This is a genomic window from Microbulbifer sp. CNSA002, from assembly GCF_047324085.1.
In the GTDB taxonomy this organism is placed as follows: domain Bacteria; phylum Pseudomonadota; class Gammaproteobacteria; order Pseudomonadales; family Cellvibrionaceae; genus Microbulbifer.
Map to the genome: position 1 here is coordinate 279417 of NZ_CP172449.1, position 25399 is coordinate 304815.

Consider the following 25399-nt stretch of genomic DNA (forward strand, 5'->3'; position numbering starts at 1 on the left):
AGATAAGTTTGGTTTTGTTTGATTTGACAGACTAATACACTGCTAAAAGTTGAAAATGTAGTGTTGGACAAGTAATATTGCGCCCCCCCGAAAGGAAAGGCGGGGCAAAAAACCGCCAATAACAACAAAAAAAGCCCCAGCAGAGGGCTTTTTTTATCTCGGGATCTTTTTCCAAGGGACCGCAGGAGAGCGTAGCGCGAAGCTTAAAGTGACATTCGCCCATAACAGGCACTTCTTTTTTTAAGCGCCAGTGGTCCCCCAATCGATAGCGACGAGGAATTCTATGGGTAGCAGTCTGTATCAGTTGGATGAGTTTAAGGACAACTGCGGTTTTGGTCTGATCGCTCATTTGCACGGTGTGGCAAGTCACAAATTAGTGCAGACGGCCATTGAATCCCTCACTTGCATGACCCACCGGGGTGGTATTGCCGCCGATGGTAAAACCGGTGATGGTTGCGGTCTTTTGCTGCAAAAGCCGGATGCTTTCCTCCGCGCAGAAGCCAAGACCCTGTTTGGTGCTGAGCTGACAGCAACCTACGCCGTGGGATCAATCATGCTCCCACTAGATCAAGCCGAAGCCGATAAAGCCCGCAAAATTATCGAAACTGAGTTGCAAGCTCAGGGCCTAAAGACCGTCGGCTGGCGCACCGTACCGACTAACCCGGAATGCCTGGGCCCTATTGCCCGGGATTGCCTGCCACACTTTGAGCAGTTGCTGATCAACAATGCAGACGAGCCCCTCGGCGAGGCGAAATTCAATGCCCGTCTCTATGTGGCCCGTCGCAAAGCCGAGTTGCGCTTAAGTAGCGAAGTCTATATCGCCAGCCTTTCAACCAGTGTCCTCTCCTACAAGGGTCTGATGATTCCGGCTGATCTGCCCAAGTTCTTCCCAGAACTGGCCGACCCGCGCCTGGAAACCGCGATCTGTGTTTTCCACCAGCGTTTCTCTACCAACACCATGCCCCGCTGGCCCCTGGCTCAGCCATTTCGCTTGCTGGCGCACAATGGTGAGATCAACACTATTACCGGCAACCGCAACTGGTCTGTTGCCCGCACCAGTAAATTTGCCACTGACCTGATTCCAGAGCTGAATGAGCTGGTGCCCCTGGTTAACCGCGAGGGTTCCGACTCCTCCAGCCTGGACAACATGCTGGAGATGCTGTTGGCGGGCGGCATGGAGCTGCACCGGGCCGTGCGCATGCTAGTGCCGCCGGCCTGGCAAAATGTTGAAGGAATGGATGCGGATCTGCGCGCCTTTTACGAATATATCTCCATGCATATGGAGCCCTGGGATGGGCCGGCTGGATTGGTGATGACCGACGGCCGCTACGCAGTGTGTACCCTGGACCGCAACGGCTTGCGCCCCTCGCGCTGGGTGATTACCAAGGATGACCTGATCACCGTGGCTTCTGAAGTTGGCGTGTACGACTATGCCCCTGAAGATGTTGTGGCTAAGGGCCGCCTTGGACCGGGGCAGATGCTGTCGGTAGACACCCAAGAGGGCAAGCTCTACCACACCGCTGACATCGATAATATGCTCAAGCGGGCACAGCCCTATAAGCGTTGGCTCAAGAATAAAGCACGCCGTATTCGCTCTACTTTGGTTACCGCGCCGGTGGACAACAACTTCTCCCACCAGCAATTCAAGGTCTACCAAAAGCTGTTCAGCTCCTCCCTGGAAGAGCGCGATAAAGTCGTCCGGCCCATGGCTGAAGCGGGCCAGGAAGCGGTCGGTTCAATGGGCGATGATACGCCGATGGCGGTTTTGTCCCGCTACAACCGCTCGCTCTACGACTACTTCCGCCAGCAGTTTGCCCAGGTAACCAACCCGCCAATTGACCCCCTGCGGGAAACCGTGGTGATGTCCCTGGAAACCTGCCTGGGTCGAGAGAAATCCGTATTTGAGGAAACCCCCGAGCACGCGGATCGGGTGATCCTGTCTTCGCCAGTACTTTCCCATATGAAGTACACGGCACTCTTATCCCTTGATCGCCCGGGCTTCGAAGCGGAGATCTTCGACCTGAACTACGACCCCGCTGAACAGGACCTCAAGTCGGCGATTGAACAGCTCTGCGCCAAAGTTGAGGCCTCAGTGCGGGCGGGGGCTGTGATTGTAGTACTGTCCGATCGCGATATTCGCGAGGGGCACTTGCCAATCGATGCACTGCTGGCGACGGGCGCGGTGCACCACCACCTGGTACATGCGGGCTTGCGCTGTGACTCCAATGTTGTGGTGGATACCGCCAGCGCCCGCGATGCACATCAGTTGGCCTGTTTGGTTGGTGTCGGTGCCACCGCAGTACACCCGTATTTCTCCTACAGCATTATCAATCACCTGATCGATACCGGTGAATTGCTGCTGGATGCCGCTGAGGCGCAGAAAAATTACCGCAACGGCATTATCAAGGGCCTGTTAAAGATCCTGTCCAAGATGGGCATTTCCACCGTTGCCTCTTATCGCGGCGCACTGCTGTTCGAGCTGGTGGGTATTTCCAAGGATGTGGTGGACCTGTGTTTCCCCGGAGCGCCCACTCGCATTGAAGGTGCCGGCTTCCCCGAGCTGCAAGCCGATATGGCGGCCCGCTCTGAAATTGCCTGGAAAGCCCGCAAACCTGTTTCCCCCGGCGGCCTGCACAAGTTTGTCTACGGCCAGGAGTATCACGCATTTAACCCGGATGTGGTGACTACCCTGCGGCGCGCTGCCAGCACCGGTGACTATGCCGCGTGGCGGGACTACGCGGAGCTGGTTAACCAGCGCCCGGTGGCGACATTGCGGGATATGCTGGACTTCAAGGAGAACATCGAACCGGTAGCTCTGGAAGACGTGGAGCCGGCAGAGCAGATTTTGCGTCGCTTTGATACGGCGGCCATGTCACTGGGGGCCCTGTCCCCCGAAGCCCATGAATCCCTGGCCCAAGCGATGAATCGCCTGGGTGGGCGTTCAAACAGTGGCGAGGGCGGTGAAGATCCAGCCCGTTTTGGCACTGATAAAGTCTCCAAGATTAAGCAAATTGCCTCCGGTCGTTTTGGCGTAACACCGCACTACCTGGTAAATGCGGAGGTATTACAGATTAAGGTAGCCCAGGGCGCCAAGCCCGGTGAAGGCGGCCAGCTGCCCGGCGGCAAGGTCAACGAATTGATCGCGCGGCTGCGTTATTCGGTGCCCGGCGTGACCCTGATTTCCCCGCCGCCGCATCACGATATCTATTCCATCGAGGATTTGGCGCAGTTGATCTACGACCTAAAACAGGTCAATCCCGATGCCTTGGTCTCGGTAAAACTGGTATCGCGGCCTGGGGTTGGCACCATTGCTGCGGGTGTTGCCAAAGCCTATGCGGATTTGATCACCATCTCCGGCTACGACGGCGGCACAGCAGCCAGCCCAATTACCTCGATTCGCTATGCCGGGTCGCCCTGGGAGCTGGGATTGGCGGAAACCCACCAGACCTTGCGTGCCAATGATCTGCGCGGCAAGGTTCGGGTACAAACCGATGGGGGGCTGAAAACCGGCCTCGATGTGATTAAGGCGGCAATTCTCGGTGCAGAGAGCTTCGGCTTTGGAACGGCACCCATGGTGGCGATCGGCTGTAAGTATCTGCGCATCTGTCATCTGAATAACTGTGCCACCGGTATCGCCACCCAGAAGAAGGACCTGCGTGACGAGCACTATATCGGCACCGCAGAAATGGCGATGAACTTCTTCCGTTTTGTCGCCGAGGAGACCCGCGAGTGGATGGCCAAGCTCGGGGTGCGCAGCCTGGAAGAGTTGGTGGGGCGTGTGGACTTGCTGCGCGTACTGGATGGCGAAACTGACAAGCAGAAAAAGCTGGATCTCGCGCCTCTATTACATACGGATGAGCTGTTGGACAGCAAGCCGCAAACCTGTCAGTCCGCGACGAATGATCCCTGGGATAAGGGTGAACTGGCGGAGCGGATGGTGGCGGATATCCTGCCTACCATCGAAGGCTTTAAAGGTGGCGAGTTCAGCTACGACGTGACCAACTGTGACCGATCCCTGGGGGCGCGCCTGTCTGGTGAGATCGCCAAGCGCTACGGTAACCAGGGCATGGTTGAAGCTCCGGTGAAACTGCGCCTCAAAGGGGTCGCCGGCCAGTCATTCGGTGTGTGGAATGCCGGTGGTTTGGATATGTATCTGGATGGCGATGCCAACGACTATGTGGGTAAGGGCATGGCCGGCGGCAAGCTGGTTATACGACCGCCGCAAGGTAGCTCATTCGCCTCCCAGGAAACCAGTATTGTCGGCAATACCTGTCTCTACGGTGCCACTGGCGGCAAGTTATTTGCGGCGGGTTGTGCCGGTGAGCGCTTCGCCGTGCGTAACTCCGGTGCCTTTGCGGTAGTCGAAGGGGCTGGAGATCACTGCTGTGAATATATGACCGGGGGTATGGTCGCGGTTCTCGGGCGCACCGGATTTAACTTCGGCGCCGGTATGACCGGTGGTTTCGCCTATGTCCTGGATATGGAGCGGGATTTCTTCGATCGCTGCAACCATGAGTTGATCGAGCTGCGCCGAATCAGCAGCGAAATTCTCGAGCCACACCAGAGTCACCTGCGCGAAGTTATCGAAGAGTATGCGGCGGAGACCCAGAGCGCCTGGGGCGCCGAGTTATTGGATAACTTCGATGATTACTTGAGCCGTTTCTGGCTGGTTAAACCAAAGGCGGCGAGCCTTGCAGATCTTCTTTCCGACGTGCGCAAGCGCGGCGAATAAAGGCGGGGTGGAGAAACAGTATGAAAGACAGACTGAACAACGACTTCCAGTTTATCGACGTAAGTCGCATCGACCCGCCGAAGAAGGACATCATCACCCGCACCGGCGAGTTTGTTGAAATTTATGAGCCTTTCAGTGAGCGGCAGGTGGCCAGCCAGGCGCACCGCTGCCTGGATTGTGGCAACCCCTATTGCGAATGGAAGTGCCCGGTACACAACTACATTCCCAACTGGTTGAAGCTGATCAGCGAGGGCAATGTTATTGAGGCAGCTGAACTCTGCCACGAAACCAATACACTGCCGGAAGTCTGTGGCCGGGTGTGCCCCCAGGACCGCCTCTGTGAGGGCGCATGTACCCTCAATGATGGCTTTGGTGCGGTCACCATCGGCAATGCGGAAAAGTACATTACTGATACAGCCTTCGCCCTGGGTTGGCGTCCAGACTTAAGCCATGTTGAGAAAACGGGCAAGCGAGTGGCGGTGATTGGTGCCGGCCCGGCGGGTCTGGGCTGCGCTGATATTTTGGTGCGCAACGGCGTGCAGCCGGTGGTGTTCGACAAGCACCCGGAAATTGGCGGCCTGATTACCTTTGGTATTCCCGAGTTCAAGCTGGAGAAGTCGGTAATGCAGCAGCGCCGGGAAGTGTTTACTGAGATGGGCGTTGAGTTCTGTCTCAATACTGAGGTGGGTAAGGACATCAGTTTTGAGCAGCTGCTCAATGACTACGATGCTGTCTTTATGGGGATGGGCACTTACAACTACATGAGGGGCGGCTTCCCCGGTGAAGATCTGCCTGGTGTTCACGATGCTTTGCCATTCCTGATTGCCAACGTAAATCGCAATATGGGCTGGGAGCGCGACGCCTCGGAATTTGTTTCGGTTGAGGGCAAGCGCGTGGTGGTTCTCGGTGGTGGTGATACCGCCATGGACTGTAACCGCAGCTCGATTCGATTGGGCGCTAAGAGCGTAACCTGTGCCTACCGCCGCGATGAGGAAAATATGCCCGGCTCGCGTCGGGAGGTGGCCAATGCCAAGGAAGAGGGCGTACAGTTCCTGTTCAACCGCCAGCCGGTTGAGATCGTTGGGGATGGCAAGGTGGCCGGAGTTAAAGTGGTAACCACGGAGCTCGGTGAGCCCGATGAAAACGGCCGCCGTCGCCCTCAGGTGGTGCCTGGCTCTGAAGAAATTATCCCGGCGGATATTGTTCTGGTGGCCTTTGGCTTCCGTCCCAGCCCGGCAGAGTGGTTTCCGCAGCACAATATTGAAGTTGCCGACTGGGGTGGCGTCGTCGCTCCAGAAAAACAAAAATACAAATTCCAGACCTCCAATGAGAAGGTATTTGCCGGCGGCGATATGGTGCGCGGCTCCGACTTGGTAGTGACCGCTATCTGGGAAGGGCGCCAGGCCGGTGAGGGCATCCTCGATTACCTGGAGATTTAATCGTTGCTGATTTGCAGTGAGGGCACCGCCCCTCACTGTCCTATTTTCCCGTGCACATTTGTGCCAGTCTCAATAAGCACCCCGCAATATCTTTGCCACCCTGTGTATAGCGGCCAAGCCCCTGTACAATGCCCGTTTTTTTAGCCCGCTCGGTGTGCCTATGTCTGATACCAAACCGTCCGAATTGAAAAACGATCGCTTTCTTCGCGCCCTGCTGCGCCAGCCAGTGGATCGAACGCCTGTGTGGATGATGCGACAGGCGGGACGCTACCTGCCGGAATATCGAGCCAGCCGTGCCGAAGCTGGCAGCTTTATGGATCTGTGCCGCAATACCGAGCTGGCCTGTGAGGTAACGCTGCAACCCCTGGAGCGCTACCCGCTGGACGCCGCTATTCTGTTTTCCGACATCCTGACTATTCCCGATGCCATGGGCCTGGGTCTCTATTTCTCTGAAGGAGAGGGCCCGAAGTTCCACAAGCCCCTGCGCACGGCGGCCGATATCGAAGCCCTGGAAGTGGTGAACAGCGAAAAGGATTTGGACTATGTGATGAATGCCGTGTCCACCATCCGCCGCGAGTTGAATGGTCGCGTGCCGCTTATCGGCTTCTCCGGCAGCCCCTGGACGCTGGCGACTTATATGGTTGAAGGTGGCTCCAGCAAGGATTTTGCCCGCTGTAAGGAAATGCTCTACAATCGCCCTGAGCTGATGCACCAGTTACTCACGGTGCTGGCCGACTCTGTTACCGATTACCTGAACGCCCAGATTCGCGCTGGTGCCCAGGCCGTACAAATCTTTGATACCTGGGGCGGGGCACTCAGCCACAGTGCTTATCGTGAATTCTCCCTGAAATATATGCAGAGAATTCTCCAGGGGCTGATTAAAGAAATCGACGGTCGTCGAGTGCCGGCCATCCTGTTCACTAAGGGAGGCGGTCAGTGGTTGGAAGCAATGGCTGATACCGGCGCTGACGCCCTGGGCTTGGATTGGACTACAGACATTGGCAGTGCCCGCGCCCGAGTGGGAGACAAGGTGGCCCTGCAAGGTAACTTGGACCCAGCTGTTCTCTACGCGAGTCCCGAACGAATTCGCACAGAAGTGGCGGCTGTTTTGAAGTCTTTTGGTCAGGGTAGTGGCCACGTTTTCAATTTAGGTCACGGAATTACCCCGAAGGTAGATCCCAAACATGCCGGAGCCATGATTGAAGCTGTGGTAGAGCTGTCAGCCCAATATCACGCCTAAACTGGCCACTGATCTCTGAGTCTGTGAATACAGTCTCACTTTGGGCGGGTGAACCTTAATATCTCTCCATGATATAAAGGTGAGCTTGCCCAGAGGACCGAGGATCTTACGCCACGGGGTCTTTCAGGGCAGCGTTTTAGCGTTAACTACAGTTGTCGGCACCTTCCCCAGTGGCAATCGAACAAGCAAAAATTTCTGTCGGTGATTTACAGCGCGGCATGTTTGTCTCCAAGCTTGACCGGCCTTGGACGCGAACCCCATTTGCGCTGCAGGGTTTTTATATCCGCGATTTGGAAGAAATCCGTCAACTACAGAAATACTGCCGGTTTGTTTATGTCGATGTCCACAAAACTGTCGGTAGTGCCGGTGTCACCCTGCGCCGATTGCTCGGAGGCAGCGACACTTCCGCAAGAGGTCGTTCTTCTGGCCGCACAGCGGTCACTATCCCTTGTAAGCCTGTCACTGTTTCCCATAAAAAATACCCCCCTCCGCAGCCGGCGCAGCGAGAAGCCAGTAATGCGCGTAAGCTTCACGGCCAGATCCTCTATGGTATGAGTGAAGTGATGGGGCTTGTCGCTAACAACAGGCCCATACCGGTACAGCAGGTCAACCAAGTCGTTGAGGATTTAGTAGAAAGTGTGCTGCGCAGTCCCGATGCGTTTGCCTGGCTGGCTCGTGTACGAGATAAGGATGAGCACACCTACAGTCACTCGGTACGTGCCAGTATTTGGGCGGTGCTATTCGGCCGCCATATCGGTCTTTCACGCAGTGATTTACTAAAGCTCGGGGTGGCTACTCTGCTGAAGGATGTAGGCAAGCTGGCTATCGACGGGGAAGTGCTGCAGATGAAGCAGCGCGATCCGCGCAGTGAATTAGAGTATCGAAAGTTTGTGCAGCATAGCGTCAAGATGCTGTCGGCAGACCCACAAATAGATCCGAAGGTTATCGAGGTCATTAGTGCCCACTGCGAGCGCCACGATGGTAGTGGTTACCCTGAGGGCTTGCGCGGTGACAGGATTTCAGTGTTGGCGCGCATGTGCGGAATAGTGACTTTCTATGATGAAGCCACTAACCCAAGAGGTTCCAGTGAGCCGGTAGCGCCATCCCGGGCAGTTGCCAAGTTATATGACCTGCGGGGTATCGCCTACCAGGAACAGTTGGTAGTGGAGTTCATTCAGGCTATTGGCCTCTATCCCACGGGTACCCAGGTAGAGTTGTCCACCGGAGAAGTCGGCGTGGTCGTGGAACAGACCTACGACCGGCGCTTGCGACCAAAGGTAATGATCGTTCTCGATGGGCAAAAACAGACGCTCAGCAAGCCTCGCCTGTGTGACTTAGCTGAAGTTGAGGATCGAGAACAGAAGCTTATCGAGCGTGGCAAGATGAGTGTCGAGGAAAAGGTCAGTATCCTCAGGGATATAGAACCCGGAGCTTACCCTCAGGTGGATGCGGCGAATATTCGCGACAATTATTTATTCCGCGGTGGTCGACTGGGGCAGCTGCTGACGCGCCTGACAAAATAAGCTCCCTTTTTCAGAGGCGGCTGTTAAAACTGCCGCCTCTCCTTATTAATATCAGTCCTTGCCGGATAGTAAATTACCGAAATGCTCACCCATGCGGACAGGCGACTCGGCTTCCAGCTGGTCGAGCCAGCTCACCTGGTCCGCACCAAATAACATAATGACGGTAGAGCCCAACTTAAAGCGTCCCATCTCCTCACCTTTCTCCAGGTGAATGGGTGCCTTATCCAGATAATCCGTGCTGATGACTTTGCGCTGGATAGGAGCGACTTGTCCGGCCCAAACGGTTTCGATACCGGCGACAATCATTGCACCCACCAGAATCATTGCCATGGGGCCTGCTTCCGTATCGAATACACAGACTAGGCGCTCATTGCGAGCGAACAGGCGCGGAACGTTTTCTGCCGTTACCGTATTTACAGAGAAAAGCTGCCCGGGCACATAGGTCATGCTGCGCAGGGTGCCTGCCATGGGCATATGCACCCGGTGGTAATCCTTCGGTGACAGATACACAGTGGCGAAGTGTCCGTCATTAAATTGCGCCGCTACCTTGGGATCACCGCCCACCAGTTCAACCAGGCTGTAGTCGTGACCTTTAGCCTGGAAAATACGGCCGTTATGGATCTGGCCCAGCTGGCTGATGGCGCCGTCGGCAGGGCTGGCAAGGGTGTGTTGCCCTTCGACAATGGGGCGGGCTCCGTCCACCAGTTCGCGGGTAAAGAATTCATTGAAGGTGCGGTAGGCAGTGCAGTCGCTCTCTTTGGCCTCCTGCATATCTACACCGTACTTCTCAACAAACCAGCGGGTGAAAGGATCTTTGATCCACTTGAGCTCTGTATTCGCCAACCAGCCGGCAGCGCGGGAGAGTGCATGTTGCGGCGTTAGGTATTGCAGGGCGGCAAAAAGTTTAGGGTTCATAAATCTACGTCTTTTCTCAATGTATCTACTGCTGTACCGGAGTATTGGGCAAATTGCCCCACTCACTCCAGGAGCCTGGATAAGCGCGAATATCCAATCCCAGGGACTTGCCCACTAACCAGGTAAAAGCGGAGCGGTGATGGCTTTGGCAGTGGGTGACAATCTTGTGTGAGCTATCAATTCCCAGTGCAGCGAGGAATTCGCGGGCATCCGCTCTAATGCGCAGATCTTTTTGCGGGTCCATCAATTGGGTCCACTCGCAATTGATTGCTCCCGGGATATGACCGCCCTTCATGGCCAGGACCCGCTCACCGCGATATTCCTGGGGGGAGCGAGCATCCCAAACTAGGAATTCATCATTGCCCAGTTGATCCTGGATTTGCTGGGCGTCCATCGCAGCTGTGCTGTTGACGGTGATTTGAATATCACTCGGCTCAATATCCGGTGCCTCGGTAGTGAGAGGAAGGCCGGCGCCTCGCCAGGCCAACATGCCACCATTCAAGTAGCTGTAATTGCGGTGGCCTATCATTTCCAAGGTCCACAAAAAGCGCCCAGCCCAACCGCCACCTTCGTCGTCACAGGCGACCACATGTTGTTCCGGCTTCAAGCCGATAGCTTGAAAAATCTGGGTCAGCTGTTCGATACCGGGAAGTTTGCCTGGTGCGGGCGCGGTGCCAGCCATCAGCGCCTGGAACGGCAGATGAATAGCACCTGGAATATGACCGTTGAGGTAATTGTGGGGTGAGCTGAGGTCTACAATCAGCAGTTCTTCGCGCTCAAGCTGAGTCGCGAGTTCTTCCGCTTCGATGATCAGTTTCAAAACTTGTTCTCCGATTCCAGGCTGTTGCGCAAATGCAGAAAACTATTCATGCGGCGCTCGCTAATTTTTCCATCGGTCAGAGCCTCCTGGATAGCGCAACCGGGTTCGCCCTGGTGACGGCAGTCGCGAAAGCGGCAGTGTCCTATAAATGGTCGGAATTCGACAAAACCTTCCAATAGGGCGGACTCCTCCATATGCCAGAGTCCAAACTCGCGAATCCCGGGGGAGTCTATCAGATCACCCCCACTGGGCAGGTGAAACAGTTCCGCCGCTGTAGTGGTGTGAGTCCCCTTTTGGGTTGCCTCTGACAAGGCACCGGTGCGGGCGCCGGCACTGGGAAGCAGAGCGTTGACCAGGGATGACTTGCCCACCCCGGACTGCCCTACAAAAACGCTACATCCCTGCGCAAGGGTTTCCAGCAGCTCCGGCAGGCCCTCGCCAGTTTTGGTGGATAACCGTAAAACCGGATAGCCGAGCTCCGGGTAGGGGGCGAGTAGCTCCTCCAATGAATCGCGATTGCGTTCATCGATCAGGTCGGTTTTGTTGAGCAGCAGCATGGGTGCTATGCCGGTGGTCTCTGCGGCTACCAGGTAGCGGTCTATGGCATTGGCAAAAGGTTCGGGGTAAGGGGCGATAACGATCAATATGCGATCGATATTGGCTGCGACAGTTTTGAGGTCGCCGTAGCGATCGGGTCTTTGCAGCTCGGAATTGCGCGGCAGGCGCGCGCCGATAACACCAATGCCCCCATCGCTGTCTTCGCTGGCAGGGTGCCAGGCAACGCGATCGCCGGTCACCAGGGTTTCGATATTGGCGCGCAAATGGCAGCGCTGGCGCAGGCTCGGATCACTCTCGCTCTCCACTAAAACCTGTGTGCCATAGTTGGCAATAACCAGACCGATCTGTTCCTGCCCCAGTTGCCCCTCTTCCAGGGCCTCTTCGGCAGATTGCTCGCGCTTGCGGGCGCGGGCTTCGCGTTCCTGCTGGATTTTGTTGATACGCCACTGTTGGCGGCGATTTAATTTGCGTTTACTCATGCACTAGCACCTGGAGACTAGCGGCGGATTATAGCTATTGCAGGGTAGTTGCGGTAACTTGCGCGGAAAGTTTGAGGAGACCCGTTGTGGATCAGAACAACCTGATCTGGATTGACCTGGAGATGACAGGCCTGAATCCGGACAAAGAGCGCATTATTGAAATTGCCACAATCGTGACGGATTCACGCCTGGAGATTCTCGCCGAGGGTCCTTCAATGGTCATCCACCAGAGCGATGCCTTGCTAGATGCAATGGATGAATGGAATACCGAACAGCACGGTGGTTCCGGGCTGGTAGCTCGGGTCAAAGAATCCAGTATTTCCGAAAGGGACGCGGAGAGGGAGACCCTGGAGTTCTTGCGACAGTGGGTCCCTGAGGGAGCATCTCCCATGTGTGGCAACTCTATCGGCCAGGATCGCCGGTTCCTGGTGAAATATATGCCGGAGTTGGAGTCCTATTTCCACTATCGCAACTTGGATGTCAGCTCGGTGAAGGAATTGGCTCGTCGCTGGCGCCCGGAGGTTTTGGATGGAGTTAAAAAACACAGCAGCCATTTGGCGCTCGACGATATCCGCGATTCTATTGAGGAATTGCGCCACTACCGCGAGACTTTTTTCCGCCTCTGACCCCCACTCCCGATTAGCCAGCGGGCTTGCGTTTGATTTTACGCTTGCGCCTGCGCCCGCTGCGCAACCGCTCCAGCGCCCAATCGATATGCTCCAGAACCAGGGGCGTGGCGCCGGCGCGCGCACTTTCCAGGGTATTGATGACTTCGGGCGTGGCCTCCCCATTGCCTAAGGCAACAGCCAGGTTGCGCAGCCAGCGCTCGTGGCCGATTCGGCGAATGGCCGAACCCTCAGTCTTGCGCAGGAACTCCTCTTCGCTCCAGGTAAACAACTTCAGTAGCTCACCATTGTCCAGTCCGTGTCGGGGATGAAAATCTTTTTCCTTGGTGGGCTTGGCGAATTTATTCCAGGGGCACACTATCTGGCAGTCGTCACAGCCGTATATTCGGTTGCCGATGGGCTCGCGAAATTCCTCAGGGATTGGGCCTTTGTTTTCAATAGTGAGGTAGGAGATGCAGCGCCGCGCATCCAGGGTACGGTCATCGATGAAGGCATCGGTAGGGCAAACCCTGAGGCAGGCGACACAGTCGCCACACTGATCATGCTCCTCGCTGATATCTATGGGGAGTGGCAAGTTGGTGTAGATTTCGCCGAGGAAAAAGTAAGAGCCGGCGGTCGAATTCAGTACCAGAGTATTTTTACCAATCCAGCCCAGGCCGGCCTTGGCTGCCAGGGCCTTCTCCATTACCGGGGCGCTGTCGGTAAAAGCCCGACCTTTCGATTCAATGCCCCGCTCGGCGCAATAGGTATCAATTTGCTTTGATAGATTGGCCAGGCGTTTGCGGATCAACTTATGGTAATCGCGGCCATTCGCATAGCGGGATACATAGGCCTTACTCGAATCCTTCAACACTTTAATCGGCTGGGTGTCCGGCGGCAGGTAGTCCAGACGCACGCTGATTACCCGCAGTGTTCCCGGCTCCAATAATTCGGGGCGCCAGCGTTTCTCACCGTGAGCGCCCATCCAGTCCATATCAGCGTGATAGCCCGCATCAATCCAGGCGCGCAGGCGTTCCCCTTCCTCCTCCAGCTGGCAATCGGTAATACCCACTTGTTGGAAGCCCAGTTCTCTGCCCCAAATTTTGATCTGTTGGGCTAAGTCGGCGAGCAGTGATTCGGTCATAGATAAAGCGGCTCGATATTCCCTGCAAGCACAATGCCTGGCCGGGGCGGTATACTTTGCGGTTGGCGCAAACGATGGCGATGTAATTGCCTATTTTGCCACAGATGAATTCTTGACCACATCGCGGGAGCTGCATGGACACGCCTCAACCTCTATACAGTGCCGAGTCGGTACGTGAGCTGGATCGACAGACGATTGCTGCACTGGAAATCCCCTCCATTCAACTGATGAAGCGCGCCGGTCGCGCGGCTTTTTCACATCTACGCAGGCACTGGCCGGAGATCGGCCGCCTCCAGGTTTTCTGCGGTGGTGGGAACAACGGTGGGGATGGCTATGTGATTGCCGCCCTCGCCGCGCAAAAGAAAATCCCGGTCACCGTTTATGCGTGTACCGATCCTCAGCACCTGAGTGGCGATGCCTGGGAGGCCTATGAGTACGCCTGCCGGGAAGGTGTCCAGGTGGTGAACTCTCTCGCAGAACTGGATACGGCGGATGCCAATACACTGATTGTGGATGCATTGCTGGGAACGGGCTTTAGCGGTGAGCTGCGCTCCGGCGTGGCGCATGCGGTTGAGCGAATCCGCAAAAGCCCTGGCCCGGTGTTGGCTGTGGATATCCCCTCCGGTCTGAGTGCCGATACCGGCAGTGCCGGCGAGGCGGTCAGTGCCGATATAACGGTGACTTTTATCGGCCGCAAAATGGGGCTCTACTGCGGTCGCGGCCCGGCGCTTTGCGGAGAGGTAATTTTCGAAGGCTTGGGGGCACCTGAGGCTGCCTACCGAGCAGTTGAGCCTTTGGCTATGCGATACGAGGCTGATGCCATCCGTCGCCTGCCAGCACGTGCCGCCGATAGCTTTAAAAACCAATTTGGCCATATTTTGGTTGTCGGCGGTGATACCGGATTTGGCGGTGCCGCATTGATGGCTGCGCAATCCTCAGCGCGCTGTGGGGCCGGGCTGATTTCCCTGGCGACCCGCCCTGAGCATTTGTCCGCAGCGTTAACTCGCAGTCCGGAAGTGATGGCCCACCCGGTGATTTCCGGGCAGGAACTGGAACCGCTGCTCGAAGGCCCCAGCGTGATTGCAGTGGGTCCCGGTTTGGGACGCTCCCCCTGGAGTGAGCAGCTTCTGGCGCGAGCCGGCCGAGCTGAAGCGCCCTTGGTCGTAGATGCCGATGCATTGAATATTCTCGCCGAGGGCCGGGTTCTGGCCGGGGTCCGGCGGGATGACTGGGTGTTGACCCCACATGTGGGGGAGGCCGCCCGCCTCCTGGGTTGTGATACCGCCGAGGTGCTCGCCGATCCGCGCGCAGCTGCTATTGCAGTTCAGCAAAAATTCAGTGGCGTGGTGATATTAAAAGGCGCCGGCACCCTGATTGCACATGATGGTGGTGTTGACCTGATCAACAGCGGTAACCCGGGCATGGCTTCCGGTGGTATGGGAGACCTCCTCACCGGTATTGTTGCAGCATTGATTGGCCAGCACTTGCCGCTGGTGGAGGCTGCCCGACTGGCGGTGTGGTTACACGGAGAGGCGGGTAATCGCGCTGCCGAAGAGGGTATGCGGGGATTACTCGCTACGGACTTATTGCCCTGGATTAGACGTTTGGTAGATTGATGGCGAGTGAATTCAAATTACATTTGGCTGATGAAGCAGCCACCGTATCCGGCGGCAACTTGCTCGGGCAGGCCTGTCTCGCGGCGGGCCTGCAACAGGGGCTGACGCTGTATTTAAATGGCCAGCTGGGTGCGGGAAAGACAACTTTCTGTCGGGGGGTACTGAGGGCCTTTGGGCACGAGGGTGCGGTAAAGAGCCCCACTTACACCCTGGTGGAACCCTACGAACTCGAGGCTCACCGGGTTTACCACTTCGACCTCTATCGTCTGGGTGACCCGGAAGAGTTGGAGTTTATGGGGGTGCGGGATTATTTCTCTGCGCAGAGTTTGAGTCTTGTAGAGTGGCCCGAGCGGGGCGAGGGCATATTGCCCGATCCAGACTTGGAAGTTGAGTTGGAAGTACCGGAAAGTGGTCGCCAGCTCAGGTTAATTGCGCACTCGCCCGAGGGTGAGCGCGTAATAGACCTGCTGCAAAAGCTGCTGCGAGCATCCTGAAAACGCCTGAACACAGGGAAATACTGATACCAATAAGCAAAGGGGCTGGGAAGTAATGAGTTTTATGTGGCGGTCTCTGTTAGTTGTCGCGCTGTGGTTGGCAGTTTTCCTGCCGGCTTCTGCGACGCAAGTGGAAGGTGTGCGCGTCTGGAGAGCACCCGACCATACGCGTCTGGTTTTTGATTTAAGCGACCCGGCAGAGCACAAGTTATTTACCCTCAAGGACCCCCACCGGGTGGTTGTCGACCTCTCTGATACCGAGTTGAAGGCCGAGCTGGACAAGTTGGATCTGGACAAGACGCCGATCGCCCGGGTGCGCCATGCCCGTCAGAATAAAAAAGATCTACGGGTTGTATTGGACCTAAAGCAGCAGGCCAATCCGCGTAGCTTTGCTTTGCGGCGCCATGAAAACCTGCCGGATCGATTGGTGATCGACCTTTATGACGAGGTTAAAGGCAGCGAGAAGACGCTGGAGCAGGTCAGTAGTGAACGCAATATCATTGTCGCTATTGATGCAGGGCACGGCGGGGAAGACCCCGGGGCTTCCGGTCCCGGTCGCTTGCGGGAAAAGGATGTAGTGCTGGCGATTGCCAAACAGCTGCACAAAAAGATAAACGGTGAGAAGGGCTTTACTGCCAAACTGGTGCGCACAGGGGATTACTATATCCCTCTGCGGGAACGGGTAAAAATTGGGCGCAATATGCGTGCGGACCTTTTTGTGTCGATCCATGCCGATGCCTTTACCCGTAAAGATGCCCGTGGCGCTGGGGTCTACGCGGTCTCCTCCCGGGGTGCAACCAGTGAAACCGCCCGCTTTTTAGCCGCGCGGGAAAACGAGTCCGACCTTATCGGTGGCGCCGGCAGTTTGAGTCTGGGCGATAAGGATGACACCCTGGCCGGCGTATTGCTCGACCTCTCTATGACTGCCACCATGAATGCCAGCCTGGATATCGGCGCCAGTGTGCTGTCACAGATTGGCACCGTCACTCACCTGCATAAAAAACAGGTGGAGCAGGCCAATTTCTCGGTGCTGCGTTCGCCGGATGTGCCTTCAATTTTGGTGGAGACGGGTTTTATTACCAATCCCCAGGAAGCGAAACGCCTGCGCGATCCCAGTTTCCAGCGCAAGCTGGCGCAAAAGCTCAGTGACGGTATAGTGGCGCACTTTAAGAGCCGCCCCCCGGCGGATACCTGGCTCGCCGCCAACCAGAGCGATAAGTCTCGCAACCACGTTATCGCTCGCGGGGAGACCCTTTCGGGTATCGCGGCGCGATATAATATCTCCGTCGCCGCCCTGATGAGAGCGAATGGCATCAAGAACTCCGTGATTCGAGTGGGGCAGACCCTGAGTATTCCTTCCGGCTGAGACCTCAGTGTCGAGCGGTCCTTGCAGCATTAACAGGCCAGATTCATGCACGATAAAATCCAGCAACTCTCTCCCCGCCTCGCCAACCAGATTGCAGCTGGTGAGGTAGTTGAGCGCCCGGCATCAGTAATCAAGGAGTTGCTGGAAAACAGCCTGGATGCGGGCGCTACACGGCTAGAGGTCGATGTGGACGGCGGTGGTAGCAAGCGCATGAAAGTGCGCGATAACGGCAAGGGCATAGAGCGGGAAGACCTGCCAATGGCCCTGGCCCGCCACGCGACTTCCAAGATTCATGCATTGGAAGATCTGGAGGCGGTGGCCACCCTGGGCTTTCGCGGTGAGGCCCTCGCCAGTATTTCCTCGGTGGCGCGCCTGGCATTGACCAGCAGCCGCGATGAAAGTGGCAAGGGTTGGCAGGTAAGTGCGGAGGGCCGCGACATGCAGGCGCAGCTCGCGCCCTCGGCTCACCCCCGTGGCACCACGGTGGATGTGCGCGATCTGTTCTTCAATACGCCCGCTCGGCGGAAATTCCTGCGCACAGAAAAAACAGAATTCAATCGCATTGACGAGACGATTAAGCGCTTGGCGCTGTCCCGATTTGATGTCTCTATCAGCCTGCGCCACAACGGCAAGGGTGTGCATAATCTGCGTGCGGGCACCGGGCGGGTGGAAATGGAGCGCCGTGTGGCCCAGGTGTGTGGGCCGGCGTTTATGCAGAATGCGCTGCATATCGATGTGGAGCGCAGCGGCCTGCGCCTGTGGGGGTGGGTTGCGGAACCCGCATTCTCGCGCTCCCAGGCCGACTTACAATTCTTTTATGTCAATGGCCGGGCTATTCGCGACAAGGTGGTCAGCCACGCGGTGCGCCGGGCGTTCGCCGATGTTTTGTACCATGGTCGCCATCCGGCATTTGTACTTTATCTGGAGCTGGACCCGGCTTCCGTCGATGTGAATGTGCACCCGACCAAACACGAAGTGCGTTTTCGCGATAGTCGCCTGGTACACGACTTCCTGTTTGGCAGTTTGCACCGGGCCCTGGCGGATGTGCGCCCGGGGCAGAAAGAGGAAACAGAAAGCGAGCCAGAGCAGGAGCGCCAGGAACAGGTCACGGGTTTGCAGGCCGGTGAATTTGCCGGGCAGCATAAAATGCCACTCAGCAATCGTCCCTCGCCCTCAAATTTGCGCGAGCAGATGAATGCTTACGGCGCTCTGCACCAACCGTATCAGGACTCATCCCCGGCGACACAACAGCCGCAGGATGCTCCTACCAGCCGGCCAGTGCCCGTGCCCCAAGCATCTTCCGGGACGACCATAGGGGCCGGTGCGGGCATTGAAAGCGAATCCGAAGTGCCGCCGCTGGGCTTTGCTCTGGCGCAGTTGCATGGAATCTATATTCTCGCGCAAAACGAGCATGGGATGGTTGTTGTCGATATGCACGCTGCCCATGAGCGCATTGTCTATGAGCAGATGAAAGTGGCTTATGCGGCCGGTGGAATTCAGGCTCAGCCCCTCCTGGTTCCAGTGAGTCTGGCTGTCAGCCAGCGGGAAGCGGACTGCTTCGAGGAGCGCAGCGAGGTGTTTACCGCGCTTGGTTTCGTATTGCAGCGGGCCGGTCCGGAGACCTTACTGGTGCGCCAGGTACCCACAATGCTGCACGGCGCGGAAGTGGAACAGCTTGTGCGCGATGTACTCTCGGACCTGCTCGGCGAAGGCGACAGCGCCCGTATTGGTGAGCGCATCAACGAAGTGCTGGGGACAATGGCTTGTCACGGTTCTGTTCGCGCAAACCGACGTCTGACAATCCCGGAAATGAATGCTCTGCTGCGGGATATGGAGCGCACGGAGCGCAGTGGCCAGTGCAATCACGGTCGCCCGACCTGGACCCAGGTTAAACTGGCAGATATGGATAAGTGGTTTATGCGCGGCCAATAGGTACGCGGCAGAAGTGGGTGGTAGTTTGAATAACAGCTTGCCGGGTGATAAGCCCCGTGTAATTTTCTTGATGGGTCCAACGGCCTCCGGCAAAACGGATCTGGCCATGGCGCTTGCCGATCGTTTGCCCGTGGAACTAATTAGTGTTGATTCTGCTCTCGTATATCGAGGCCTTGATATCGGCTCGGCCAAGCCCTCAGTAGAAGAGCTAGCTGCATACCCTCACCGTTTGATCGATGTCTGTGACCCGTCTGAGTCTTATTCGGCAGGTCGCTTCCGCAAAGATGCGCTGGAAGCTATGGCAGAAATTACCGCCGCTGGTAAAGTGCCATTACTGGTTGGCGGAACTATGTTGTATTTCCGTGCTCTGTTGGAAGGCATGGCAAAATTGCCTGAAGCGGATGCAGCGGTGAGAGCAGAAATTGAAGCACGCGCAGAGCGTGAAGGGTGGCCTGCACTGCATGCGGAGCTGGCCCAGGTGGACCCGCAGTTGGCGGCTGAGCTACATCCCAACCATTCGGTACGTATCGAAAGGGGGCTGGAAGTTTACCGCCTCACCGGTGTTCCGCTTTCGCAGTTGCGTCGCGAGCAGGAAGCTGGGGGAATACAGGAGCAGTACCAAGTGTGTCAGATGGCCATTATGCCCCGCGATCGATCCCTGCTTCACCAGCGTATTGAACTGCGTTTTCGCAAGATGCTCGCGGCGGGCTTTATTGATGAAGTCCAGGGCCTGCTGGACCGGGGAGACCTGCACGAGGACTTACCGGCAATTCGCGCGGTGGGATATCGGCAAGTTTGGCAACACTTGCAAGGCCAAACCGATTACGATGATATGGTGGCCGCTGGAATTGCGGCGACGAGGCAGCTTGCCAAGCGCCAGTTAACCTGGCTGCGGCGCTGGCCAGACCTGCTAACTTTGTACACTCAGGATGAGCAAGGTGGGGTGCGTGAGAATGACGAAATATTGGCAGAAGCCTTGAAATTTCTCGCTTAAGCATCCATAACGTGGTTGGGCTATTAAACGACAAGCCCGTTCAGTCAGTTTTCACAGAGTCCGGCCTTTTCCGGCTCGCTACTACACTACTTATACGCGTATTCAACCTCAGTCGTTTTTTGATCCGCGCTCTTCGCGGGTGCGATTGCGGCCTGCATACCGCATTCAGCTTTTTGACAAGGAGAAAAAAGATGTCAAAAGGGCACAGCTTACAAGACCCTTACCTCAACGTATTGCGCAAAGAGCGTATTCCGGTTTCTATCTATCTGGTAAACGGCATCAAGCTCCAAGGGCAAATTGAATCCTTCGACCAGTTCGTGGTGTTACTCAAAAATACTGTGAGCCAAATGGTGTATAAGCACGCCATTTCTACGGTTGTTCCGTCGCGTGCAGTGCGCGTACCGCTATTGAATCCCGCAGCCCAGCATGGCGGCGAGGGTAATGGTGAAGGCGGTGAGCGCGAATCCTTTAGCTAAAAGATCCGTATCAATTTCACCTGCACCCCGTTTTGCCGGGGCGCCAGCAGCTCGGTGAGCCCCTTGCAGGGCTTGCCGGTTGTCACCTCAGTCAGGGCTTATCGCGCCCTTTTCGCAATAGAGAATTCCCATTGTTTTTCGATCGACCGGAATCCGGTGAGCTCGCAGTACTGGTACACCTAGAACTCTCCGCCATCGACAGTCCCGACGACCCTCGTGAATTTGAGGAGTTGGCCCTATCTGCCGGAGCAGATCCTGTCAGTTTTATTTTCGGCCAGCGCGCCACTCCAGACCCAAAGACCTTTGTTGGCCGAGGTAAATTGGAGGAGATTCGCCAGGTGGTCAAAGATCAGGAAGCCGCCCTGGTTATCTTTGATCACATCCTGTCTCCGAGTCAGGAGCGCAATATTGAGCGCGAATTAAAGTGCCGGGTGCTGGATCGCACAGGGCTTATTCTGGATATTTTTGCCCAGCGTGCGCGAACTCACGAAGGTAAGCTTCAGGTGGAATTGGCCCAGCTGCGCCATATGGCAACGCGGCTGGTGCGAGGTTGGACCCACCTGGAGAGGCAAAAGGGTGGTATCGGCCTGCGTGGACCCGGTGAAACCCAGTTGGAGACAGACCGGCGATTGCTGCGCGCGCGCATAGACTCCATCGAGAAGCGGCTGGAAAAGGTACGCCGCCAGCGGGAGCAGGGGCGCCGCGCGCGTTCCCGGGCAGAAATGGCCACCGTATCTCTGGTCGGCTACACCAATGCGGGCAAGTCGACTCTGTTTAATCGCCTGACCGATGCAGATGTCTATGTCAGGGACCAATTGTTTGCCACCCTCGACCCGACCATGCGCAGGGTTGAATTACCCAATGTTGGCGCCATGGTATTGGCTGATACGGTGGGATTTGTCTCTCACTTGCCGCATAAACTGGTAGAGGCATTCCGGGCAACCCTGGAAGAGGCCGCCAGTGCGACGTTGCTTCTACATGTGGTGGACGCTGCGGCAGATGATCGATTACACCTGATGGAAGAGGTGCAAACGGTTCTGGAGGAAATTGATGCTTCAGAACTGCCGCAACTGGTGGTTTATAACAAAATTGACCTGCTGGCAGATTTTGAACCGCGTATAGACCGGGATGATCAGGGTGTACCCCGAGCAGTTTGGCTCTCTGCGGTAACAGGCGCGGGTTGTGAACTTTTAATTGAGGCTATTGCCGAGCGCCTGGGCGAGCAAATGGTGCGCGGGCAATTGGTAGTGAAGCCCCATCAGTCCAGGCTGCGAGCGCAGCTATTTGAAATTAATGCGGTGCAGTCGGAAGTCTACCGCGACAATGGTGACTGCGAATTGCAAATATTATTGCCGCGTAGTGATTTCCAGCGTCTGCTGGCGCCACATATTGCTGGCAATGACGCGCCGGAATGGGTTTTGGAAGAACCCATTGCCGAGTAGTTGTCGTATAAACATTGATTTTAAAATTCAGGTCATATTGCGACCTTTAGTCGAATTTGTTCGGGGTTGGTCTCCGCAGACTGCCCACTTGCCTCAGGCTAGGGCCTGTCGGCAATATTTTGTCGGCAATGGATGCTAGAATCCGCCGAAGTAAAAGATTAAGTGATCATAGTTGGAGTAAGTTAAATGGCCTGGAATGAGCCGGGTGGTAACAATAAAGACCCCTGGGGTGGTGGCGGTAACCGCAATAACGGAGGCCCGCCCGATCTCGATGAACTACTGCGAAAAATTCAGCAGAAACTAGGTGGCCTGTTTGGTGGTGGTGGCAGCGGCAGCCCAAGTGGCGACTCTGTCAAATTTCCCTGGGTACTGGTTATTGGTCTCGCCGTATTGATTTATGGCGGCCTGGGGATTTACCAGGTCAACGCCAACGAACAGGCGGTTGTTTTGCGCCTGGGCAAATACCACTCCACGGAATCTGCCGGCCTGCACTGGAATCCGCCGCTTATCGATAACGTCACCAAGGTCAATATGACTGAGGTGCGTACCGAGCGCACTACCGGTCAGATGCTGACCGAAGACGCCAATATCGTAGAAGTGGTACTCACTGTGCAGTGGCAGGTTGGGGATGCTGAGTCTTTTGTACTGCGTGTTCGCGATCCGGTGAAGAGCTTGCAGGAAGCCACCGACAGCGCCCTTCGTCACGTGGTGGGCTCTCTCACTTTAAACGGTGTGATTTCCCAGAACCGGACCCAAGTATCTGCCGATACGCAGGAGCGATTACAGGAATACCTGGACCTGTACCAGACCGGTATACGCATTGATGTGGTTAACCTCACTGATGCTAAGGCGCCGCGCGAAGTGCAGGATGCGTTTGACGATGTGACCAAAGCCCGTGAGGACGAGGTGCGTCTGCAAAATGAAGCTCAGGCTGATGCTAACCAGATAATCCCGGTTGCCCGTGGTCAGGCTCAGCGCATTATCGAAGAGGCCGAGGCATACAAAGCCCGCGTCATCGAGAGTGCCCGAGGTGAAGCTGTACGCTTTGAGAAACTGCTGGCTGAATATGAGCGTGCCCCGGAAGTTACCCGCGAGCGTCTCTACCTGGATGCGGTACAGGATGTGATGGCCAACACCTCCAAAGTGATGGTGGATGTAGAGGGTGGCAATAACATGATGTACCTGCCGCTTGATAAATTGGCGCAAGGCGGCGCTGGAGCAGCGCGAGCAGCCCAAAGCCAGGACACCTCGCCTGTAATGATTGAGGAAGTCTATCAGCGTGTTATTGAGCGCCTTCGTCGGGATGACGCCAGCACCCGTCGCAGTCAGACTATTCGCTAGGAGGGGATGATATGAATAACAAAACACTGGGTATCATTGTTGTCATCCTGGTTGGAGTATTGGTACTTTCTTCCAGCGCCTTTGTAGTGAAAGAGACTGAAAAAGCCGTGTTACTGCGCTTTGGTGAGCTGGTGCGCACCTACACCGAGCCGGGTCTCTACTTCAAAATCCCTTTTGCGGAAAGGTTGCGCAAGTTTGATGCGCGTATTCAGACGGTGGATTCCAGCCCCGTTCGTATGCTCAACAGTGAAAACAAATTCATGATGGTTGATTCGTATGCCAAATACCGAATCTCTGATGTGGATAAGTTTTATATCGCCACTCGTGGTGACGATCGCAATGCGGTGCGCCTGCTGTCGGAGCGGATCAATGATCAGCTCCGGAACGAGTTTGGTGTGCGTGATCTGCATGAGGTAGTCAGTGGCGAGCGCGATGAGTTGATGGCGGAGATCACTAAAAACCTGAATAAGGTGGCTCAGGATGACCTGGGAGTGCATGTGATTGATGTGCGCGTCAAGCGGATTGACCTGCCGCCGGAAGTCTCCGAGTCTGTGTTCCAGCGTATGCGCGCTGGTCGTGAGCTGGAGGCGCGGGATCATCGCGCCAAGGGTCAGGAGGCCAGTGAGCGTATCAAGGCTAATGCCAATCGCCAAAGAGTGGTGATTGAGTCTGAGGCCTACCGCCAGGCGGAAGAGTTACGCGGTGCGGGTGATGCAGAGGCGGCAGCTATTTACGCTGCGGCCTACAGCAAGAATCCGGAGTTTTACCGCTTTACCCGCAGTTTGCAGGCTTACAAGGAGTCCTTCCGGAGCAAGTCAGATATGATGCTGGTCGATCCAGATAGCGAATTCTTCCGCTACCTGAAAGACCCGAAAGGAGAGTAGGGCTGAAAATGCTATGTAGCACTGGGCAACTGGTGCTACAGGCGCCGGGTTAGATTCGATAACCCTACCTTCCTGTTAGCACTTGATGCTAAAATCACGCAAACCGGGCCCAGCCCGGTTTTTTTGTGGGAAGTGCTGCGGCTCGTTTGTGGCAAGCGCTGTGGCACCGCAATTTCTTCGCTGACGAATTCATTTCATCATGACTCAAGCCGATCGCTGGATGTTACCGGATGGCATTGCAGAAATTCTGCCTGCGGATGCCGTGCAATTGGAGACTCTGCGCCGTCAACTACTGGACCTCTACCACTGCTGGGGGTACGAGTTGGTGATACCGCCGATGTTGGAATTCACCGAGTCCCTCTTGATTGGGATGGGCCATGATGTAGATCTGAGCACCTTTAAGGTTACCGACCAGATATCTGGTCGCACTTTAGGTATACGCGCGGATATGACTCCGCAGACTGCTCGGATTGATGCCCACAGCTTTCCCCGCAGAGGCGCTAACCGCCTCTGCTATGCCGGTCAGGTGGTGTACACCAAGCCGCGAACCCCGATGGGTTCGCGAGCGCCGATACAGGTTGGTGCCGAACTGTTTGGTGTGGACAACCTCGGTGCAGACCTCGAGGTGATCTCGCTGATGCTGCAAAGCCTTCAGGTAGCGGGTGTCAGCCAAGTGCACCTGGACCTGGGCCACGTCGCGATTTACCAGAGTCTGGTTGAAGCGGCAGGCCTCAATGACGAGCAGCGCAGCGCCCTGTTGGCCATGTTGCAGAGCAAGGCGACTGCTGATCTGTGCGAGTGGGTCGAGGAGAATGTTGGCGACCAGAAGGCTGCCGAGTGGCTGAAGGCGCTCCCGGGGCTGGTTGGGGGACGGGAATGCCTGGATAAGGCCCGCGAACTCTTTTCTGGAGCCCCGCAAAATTTGCTGGCGGCAGTCTCCGATTTGAGGCAGGTAGCTGAGGCTCTGAATGAGCGCTATCCAGAGGTGACACTGTTCTTCGATTTGAGTGAAGTACGCGGCTACGACTATGAAACAGGTCTGGTATTCGCCGCCTACACACCGGGCCACGGCCAGGCATTGGCCAACGGTGGACGCTACAACGGTATCGGGGCCGTGTTTGGGCGCGATCGCCCGGCAACAGGGTTCAGTAGTGACCTGGTGGCATTGAGTAATCTGGGCAGCGCTGCCGTTGAAGAGGGCGCTGCGATATTGGCGCCAGATGTCAGAGGCTCCCAGGGCGCTGAACTGTGGAAGGCGATTCACGAGCTGCGGGCTCAAGGTGAAGTGGTCATCACAGCCCTCGCTGGTGGTGCCGATAGTGAACTGGATTCCCGCTGTGACCGAGAGTTGGTTGCTGAGGGTGATTCGTGGGTAGTAAAACCACGAGACTGATTTTTC

At 56.3% G+C, this 25399-nt stretch carries 19 protein-coding genes; 15 read left to right on the top strand and 4 right to left on the bottom strand.

Annotated features, from left to right (window positions below; all coding sequences use genetic code 11):
• Positions 1 to 283: 283 nt before the first annotated feature.
• From gltB to ACG1BZ_RS01325, 4 genes are all read left to right on the top strand, one after another.
• Positions 284 to 4732 (top strand): glutamate synthase large subunit, encoded by a 4449-nt coding sequence (gene gltB / locus ACG1BZ_RS01310; protein ID WP_413664084.1) that lies wholly within the window; start codon positions 284 to 286, stop codon positions 4730 to 4732.
• Between the two features lie 20 nt (positions 4733 to 4752).
• Positions 4753 to 6171, top strand: coding sequence for an FAD-dependent oxidoreductase (locus ACG1BZ_RS01315; RefSeq protein ID WP_413664085.1), 1419 nt, complete (start codon positions 4753 to 4755; stop codon positions 6169 to 6171).
• A gap of 160 nt (positions 6172 to 6331) precedes the next feature.
• Positions 6332 to 7411: a uroporphyrinogen decarboxylase gene (hemE, locus tag ACG1BZ_RS01320; protein ID WP_413664086.1), complete on the top strand. Its 1080-nt coding sequence runs from the start codon at positions 6332 to 6334 to the stop codon at positions 7409 to 7411.
• Positions 7412 to 7581: 170 nt separating this feature from the next.
• Positions 7582 to 8934, top strand: a complete 1353-nt coding sequence (locus tag ACG1BZ_RS01325) for an HD-GYP domain-containing protein (RefSeq protein WP_413664087.1) — start codon at positions 7582 to 7584, stop codon at positions 8932 to 8934.
• Positions 8935 to 8985: 51 nt separating this feature from the next.
• On the opposite strand, the gene asd is transcribed toward ACG1BZ_RS01325, so the two are convergent.
• The 3 genes from asd to rsgA are packed head-to-tail and all read right to left on the bottom strand — an operon-like array spanning position 8986 to position 11706.
• The gene (asd, locus tag ACG1BZ_RS01330; RefSeq protein WP_413664088.1) at positions 8986 to 9849 is read right to left on the bottom strand and encodes an archaetidylserine decarboxylase; all 864 of its coding nucleotides are present in this window, start codon (positions 9847 to 9849) and stop codon (positions 8986 to 8988) included.
• A 25-nt stretch (positions 9850 to 9874) separates the two neighbouring features.
• Positions 9875 to 10669, bottom strand: coding sequence for a sulfurtransferase (locus ACG1BZ_RS01335; RefSeq protein ID WP_413664089.1), 795 nt, complete (start codon positions 10667 to 10669; stop codon positions 9875 to 9877).
• The gene (gene rsgA / locus ACG1BZ_RS01340; RefSeq protein WP_413664090.1) at positions 10666 to 11706 is read right to left on the bottom strand and encodes a small ribosomal subunit biogenesis GTPase RsgA; all 1041 of its coding nucleotides are present in this window, start codon (positions 11704 to 11706) and stop codon (positions 10666 to 10668) included. Before rsgA ends, ACG1BZ_RS01335 begins: the two co-directional genes overlap by 4 nt.
• Before the next feature lie 86 nt (positions 11707 to 11792).
• Between rsgA and orn the strand changes: the two genes are divergently transcribed.
• The gene (gene orn / locus ACG1BZ_RS01345) at positions 11793 to 12332 is read left to right on the top strand and encodes an oligoribonuclease (protein ID WP_413664091.1); all 540 of its coding nucleotides are present in this window, start codon (positions 11793 to 11795) and stop codon (positions 12330 to 12332) included.
• A gap of 13 nt (positions 12333 to 12345) precedes the next feature.
• Here orn and queG read toward each other — a convergent pair whose 3' ends face one another.
• Positions 12346 to 13455 (bottom strand): tRNA epoxyqueuosine(34) reductase QueG, encoded by a 1110-nt coding sequence (gene queG, locus ACG1BZ_RS01350; RefSeq protein WP_413664092.1) that lies wholly within the window; start codon positions 13453 to 13455, stop codon positions 12346 to 12348.
• A 134-nt stretch (positions 13456 to 13589) separates the two neighbouring features.
• On the opposite strand from queG, the gene ACG1BZ_RS01355 reads away from it, so the two are divergent.
• The 10 genes from ACG1BZ_RS01355 (at position 13590) to ACG1BZ_RS01400 (ending at position 25393) form a co-directional block, all read left to right on the top strand.
• Positions 13590 to 15071: an NAD(P)H-hydrate dehydratase gene (locus tag ACG1BZ_RS01355; RefSeq protein ID WP_413664093.1), complete on the top strand. Its 1482-nt coding sequence runs from the start codon at positions 13590 to 13592 to the stop codon at positions 15069 to 15071.
• Complete coding sequence (tsaE, locus tag ACG1BZ_RS01360; protein ID WP_413664094.1) at positions 15071 to 15565, top strand: tRNA (adenosine(37)-N6)-threonylcarbamoyltransferase complex ATPase subunit type 1 TsaE; 495 nt, start codon at positions 15071 to 15073, stop codon at positions 15563 to 15565. Before ACG1BZ_RS01355 ends, tsaE begins: the two co-directional genes overlap by 1 nt.
• A 55-nt stretch (positions 15566 to 15620) precedes the next feature.
• Positions 15621 to 16931 carry an N-acetylmuramoyl-L-alanine amidase gene (locus ACG1BZ_RS01365; protein WP_413664095.1) on the top strand — a complete coding sequence of 437 codons (1311 nt, stop codon included), beginning with the start codon at positions 15621 to 15623 and terminating at the stop codon, positions 16929 to 16931.
• A gap of 45 nt (positions 16932 to 16976) precedes the next feature.
• Positions 16977 to 18863 carry a DNA mismatch repair endonuclease MutL gene (gene mutL, locus ACG1BZ_RS01370; protein ID WP_413664096.1) on the top strand — a complete coding sequence of 629 codons (1887 nt, stop codon included), beginning with the start codon at positions 16977 to 16979 and terminating at the stop codon, positions 18861 to 18863.
• 70 nt (positions 18864 to 18933) lie between these two features.
• Positions 18934 to 19857 (top strand): tRNA (adenosine(37)-N6)-dimethylallyltransferase MiaA, encoded by a 924-nt coding sequence (gene miaA, locus ACG1BZ_RS01375; protein WP_413665829.1) that lies wholly within the window; start codon positions 18934 to 18936, stop codon positions 19855 to 19857.
• A gap of 191 nt (positions 19858 to 20048) precedes the next feature.
• The gene (gene hfq / locus ACG1BZ_RS01380; protein ID WP_020413623.1) at positions 20049 to 20333 is read left to right on the top strand and encodes an RNA chaperone Hfq; all 285 of its coding nucleotides are present in this window, start codon (positions 20049 to 20051) and stop codon (positions 20331 to 20333) included.
• Between the two features lie 131 nt (positions 20334 to 20464).
• Positions 20465 to 21775: a ribosome rescue GTPase HflX gene (gene hflX / locus ACG1BZ_RS01385; RefSeq protein ID WP_413664097.1), complete on the top strand. Its 1311-nt coding sequence runs from the start codon at positions 20465 to 20467 to the stop codon at positions 21773 to 21775.
• A gap of 186 nt (positions 21776 to 21961) precedes the next feature.
• Entirely contained in the window at positions 21962 to 23116 is a 1155-nt protein-coding gene (hflK, locus tag ACG1BZ_RS01390; protein WP_282930282.1) for an FtsH protease activity modulator HflK, read from the top strand.
• Positions 23117 to 23127: 11 nt separating this feature from the next.
• Positions 23128 to 24000, top strand: a complete 873-nt coding sequence (gene hflC / locus ACG1BZ_RS01395) for a protease modulator HflC (RefSeq protein WP_413664098.1) — start codon at positions 23128 to 23130, stop codon at positions 23998 to 24000.
• Positions 24001 to 24199: 199 nt separating this feature from the next.
• Positions 24200 to 25393, top strand: coding sequence for an ATP phosphoribosyltransferase regulatory subunit (locus ACG1BZ_RS01400; protein WP_413664099.1), 1194 nt, complete (start codon positions 24200 to 24202; stop codon positions 25391 to 25393).
• The last annotated feature ends 6 nt before the right edge of the window (positions 25394 to 25399 follow it).